This window comes from Bradyrhizobium sp., from assembly GCF_016462955.1.
In the GTDB taxonomy this organism is placed as follows: domain Bacteria; phylum Pseudomonadota; class Alphaproteobacteria; order Rhizobiales; family Xanthobacteraceae; genus Bradyrhizobium.
The window spans coordinates 708-4,966 of sequence record NZ_JAEMSD010000496.1 but is presented as its reverse complement, the minus strand read 5'-3'; the positions used below and the strand labels follow the sequence as shown (position 1 = coordinate 4,966).

Below are 4,259 nucleotides of genomic sequence, written 5' to 3'. Positions count from 1 at the left end.
GCCAAGATCGAACGCGGCCGCCGCGTTCGATCTTGGCTTCGGCGTCGCGCGCCGCGGCCTCGTCGGCAGCCTTCTTCGCGATCAGCGCGTCCTTGAAGATCTGGAGCGCGTCCGCCATCGCGCCGATCTCGGTCTTCTCGCCGCGATGCGGCACCTCGGCCGAGAGATCGCCCTCGCCGAGCGATTGCATGGGCCGGATGATCGAAGCGATGCCGCGCGAGACGTCGCGCACGAGATAATACGCAGCGGCGATCGCGATCACGACAGAGGCCACGATGATCCCGACCAATACGCGGAAGATCGTAGCGTAGCTGTCGGCGGCCTGCTTTGTCTCCAGCTCGGCACCCTGGTTGTTCATTTCGATGCCCTTCTGGAGCAGGGGATCGGCGGCCTGCGCCATCTTCGCGACCTTGGTCTGCAACATCTCGTTGGCATCGGTCGGGAAGCGGCCGACGCTCTTGCGTGACAGCGCCATCACGTCCTGCACGCCGTTCAGGTACTCGGCCCAGGCCTTCGTCCATTGCTCGTAGAGCGAGCGCTCCCCGGCGCTCGTGATCAACGGCTCGTAAACCTTGCGAGTCTTCTCGATCCGTTCGCGCAAGCCCGCCAGGCGCTTCTCGGCGGCCTCCTTGCCCTCGGCAGTATCTTGCATCAGGTGCAGACGCAGCGCCACGCGCAGCTCGTTGATGTCCGCCCGCATCGAGCCCAGCGCACGCACGCTCGGCAGCCAACCCTGCGCGATCTCGACCGTATGGGCATTGATGTTCTGCATCGTGCCGATCGCCATCACGCCGACACCGGCAAGCGAGAGCACGAGCACCGACAGCACGGTCAGCAGCTTGAAGACGATCGACAACTTCGACATAACGACAAATCCCGATAGTGAACGCGCACATCACCTGCGCCTCAGACGTCACGACGGACGACCGGGCGGGGGTCAGTTCAACGATGCTGGCTGGTTCTTATCCCGTGAGATTGCGCTCATAATTGCAAACAGGCGTTAACAGGAACCTACGTAAAACTACGGCTCGCGCGCGCCGATGATCGACGCAGATGGAAATGCTCTCGTCATAGTTGCAGATTGCAGCTTCAAGTCGGATCTAGGACGCTTTTCAGTCGATCGTCTCGCCGACGAGACTGACGCGAAACACCGGTTGCTTGTTCTCGTCGAGCAGCTCCATGCACCACTTGGCATTCGGCTTCAGGCCGCGTGCGATACTGCCGAGCAGATTGGCGCAGACTTCGGTCATCTCGGTCCAGGCCGCCGCGCGATCCTCGAATTCGAACGGCTGGTCGGCCGCACCGGAATAGCGACCGGTGCTGATGCGAAAGAAGTAGAGCGACATCGTCGAACCCTTGCGTGGACCGCCCCCTGCCCCGCGCAAACTGAGGCGCGAACAGCTACCAAGGCATGAAGGCTGCCGTCCGTAAGACTACGGCGCGGCGGCTTCGGGTTCGATGGATGATCGCGGAAGGAGCGGCGGGGCTGCCTCGTGCAGGCCGCTCACTGGGTCGAGCGGCGCAGCTCCAACGGGGCTTCGGTCTTCGCGGGCTCGGACTTCACCGGCTCGATCCGGCTGCTCTCGACGCGCGGGGTCTCGACCCGCGCGGCTACCTCGGTGTTCGAGGCGGCGACCGAACCGGTGTGCTCCGGCCTGTGCAATGAGCGCGGGCGCGCGACAGCGCGGGCCATCAGCATCTGATTGCCGCCCTGGTGACGGAAGTCGCAATAGGCGAAGCCCATGCCCGACACCGAACCGCGGAAGCTGCGATCGTCGGTCTTTTCCAGATTGAAACAGGGCTCGAACGGAATGCCCTTGATCGAGGCGCAAACGTTCTGGCCCCGGATCTGGAGCGTGTTGCCGGGTAATCGGAGATGCTTGACCGGGCCGGAGCCCGAGAATTGCACCGCGCCGGCGGCGCCGAGATCGTCGAGGATGCGCCCTGCACCGCGCGTGCCGTCGAAACAGGTGAAGGCGAATACCTTGCCGGCGACGAAGCGGCGCGCCTCGTCGGCGTTCATGCTTCCCGCAATGGCCGGCGCAAACGTTGCTGCCGCCGTGACAGCCCCCAACACAATACGCGCAAGCATGCTCAACTCCGAACCCAACCCCCGCAGCGGGCGATGCCTTATCTCTTTACCCGCTGCTTACCATACGAACCATGGCGAGATTGAAGCAGCTTGGTTGGTAAAGTCTGAACGCCGTCAGACAATTTTTACCACGACGCGGCCGCGGACCTGGCCGGCCAGGATCTTGGCGCCCCAATCCGAAACTTCGGACAAGGAAATTTCTGTAGTTATTTCAGACAGTTTCGCCGGATCCAGATCGGTTGCCAGGCGCTGCCAGGCCGCCTTCCTGGGCTCGATCGGGCACATCACGGAATCGATGCCGAGAAGGCACACTCCGCGCAAAATAAACGGCGCCACCGAGGACGGCAGGTCCATGCCGGCCGCGAGGCCGCAGGCCGCAATGGCCCCGCCATACTTCGTCATCGAGAGCAGGTTGGCGAGGGTGGTCGAGCCGACGCTGTCGACGCCGCCGGCCCAGCGCTCCTTGGCGAGGGGCTTTGCCGGACCCGACAGTTCGTTGCGGTCGATGATCTCGGCGGCTCCCAGCTGCTTTAGGTAGTCGGCCTCCGCGGCGCGGCCGGTCGAAGCGATGACGTGGTAGCCGAGCTTGCCGAGCACCGCGATCGCGACGGAGCCGACGCCGCCGGCAGCGCCCGTCACCACGACCGGGCCGCTTTTCGGCGAGATGCCGTGCTTCTCGAGCGCCAGCACCGAGAGCATCGCGGTGAAGCCGGCGGTGCCGATCGCCATGGCGTCGCGCGCCGACAGGCCTTGCGGCAGGGCGACCAGCCAGTCGCCCTTCACCCGGGCCTTCTCGGCATAGGCGCCGAGATGGGTTTCGCCCATGCCCCAGCCGGTGCAGACGACCTTGTCGCCGGCCTTCCACTGCGGATGCGAGGAGGCCTCGACCGTGCCGGCGAAGTCGATGCCGGCGATCATCGGGAAGCGGCGCACCACCGGCGCCTTGCCGGTGAGCGCGAGGCCGTCCTTGTAGTTCAGCGTCGACCATTCGACCCGGACGGTGACGTCGCCCTCCATCAGCTCGGACTCGTCGAACTGCGTGAGCTGTGCGGTGGTGCCCTTGTCTGCCTTGTCGATCCTGACAGCCTTGAATGTGGCCACGACTGAACTCCCTGACTTGTTGTCGGGACTGTTTAGCTGATCAGGCCGGCTGCGCAACCGCTCGCTCTACGGGTTTCTCCACAATCGGAAGATTGATCAGCGCCGAGAGCACGCCGAACAGGATCGAGAGCCACCAGATCGGTGTGTAGGAACCGTACGCTTCGAATACGATGCCCCCGAGCCAGACTCCGAGGAAGCCACCGACCTGGTGGCTGACGAACGCGAAACCATAGAGCGTGGCGAGCCAGCGAGTGCCAAACATCAGCGCCACCAGCGCCGAGGTCGGCGGCACCGTCGACAGCCAGGTCAGGCCGGAGATCGCGCCGAACATGATCGCCGAGAACGGCGTGATCGGGAACGAGATGAAGGCGAGCGTCGCCAGCGCGCGCGTGAAGTAGATGGTCGAGAGGATGTAGCGCTTGGGCAAGCTGTTCTGGAGATAGCCGACGCTGAGCGATCCGATGATGTTGAACAGGCCGATCGCCGCGATGACCCAGCCGCCGGTTTGCGCGGTGATGCCGCGATCGACCAGGAAGGCCGGCAGATGCACGGTGATGAAGGCGAGCTGAAAGCCGCAGGTGAAGAAGCCGAGTACCAAAAGCACATAGGAGCGGTGGCCGAAAGCCTCCGCGAGCGCCTTTGTAATGGTCTGCTCGTCCGCAGGCGCCGCATTGGCCGTGCTTGCGACAGGCGGCGTCGAGAGCGCCAGCGATAGCGGGATGATCAGCAGCATCAGGAAACCGAACACGGAGAGGGCCTGCTGCCAGCCAAAATTGTCGATCAGCGCAACGCCGATCGGTGCGAACAGAAACTGCCCGAACGAGCCAGCGGCAGTGCCGGCGCCGAGGGCAAGGCCGCGCTTCTCCGCCGGCAAGAGCTTGGTGAAGGCCGACAGCACCAGGTTGAACGAGCAGCCGGCAAGACCAAAGCCGATCATCACGCCGGCGCCGATGTTGAGCGACAGCGGAGTCGAGGAATAGCGCATCAGGAGCAGGCCGCCGGCATAGAGCAGCGCGCCGACGCACATCACCCGAAACAGGCCGAAGCGATCCGCCACCGCACCGGC

General features: G+C 64.4%; 5 protein-coding genes. All 5 read right to left on the bottom strand.

The features are described from left to right. Window positions 1–865: MCP four helix bundle domain-containing protein (locus JHD07_RS32700; protein WP_291629640.1), on the bottom strand; the 865-nt coding region annotated here is incomplete at its 3' end. Between the two features lie 247 nt (window positions 866–1,112). After that, complete coding sequence (locus tag JHD07_RS32695; protein WP_291629638.1) at window positions 1,113–1,346, bottom strand: hypothetical protein; 234 nt, start codon at window positions 1,344–1,346, stop codon at window positions 1,113–1,115. Window positions 1,347–1,504: 158 nt separating this feature from the next. Beyond that, entirely contained in the window at window positions 1,505–2,092 is a 588-nt protein-coding gene (locus JHD07_RS32690; RefSeq protein ID WP_291629637.1) for a hypothetical protein, read from the bottom strand. A gap of 114 nt (window positions 2,093–2,206) precedes the next feature. Beyond that, window positions 2,207–3,193, bottom strand: coding sequence for an MDR family oxidoreductase (locus tag JHD07_RS32685; protein ID WP_291629635.1), 987 nt, complete (start codon window positions 3,191–3,193; stop codon window positions 2,207–2,209). A 40-nt stretch (window positions 3,194–3,233) separates the two neighbouring features. Then, a partial coding sequence (locus JHD07_RS32680; RefSeq protein WP_291629633.1) for an MFS transporter occupies window positions 3,234–4,259 on the bottom strand: 1,026 nt, incomplete at its 5' end.

Bases quoted from the DNA above. Each gene is read 5' to 3' on its own strand.
- JHD07_RS32695 (WP_291629638.1), bottom strand. From the start codon at position 1,346: ATGTCGCTCTACTTCTTTCGCATCAGCACCGGTCGCTATTCCGGTGCG.
- JHD07_RS32690 (WP_291629637.1), bottom strand. From the start codon at position 2,092: ATGCTTGCGCGTATTGTGTTGGGGGCTGTCACGGCGGCAGCAACGTTT.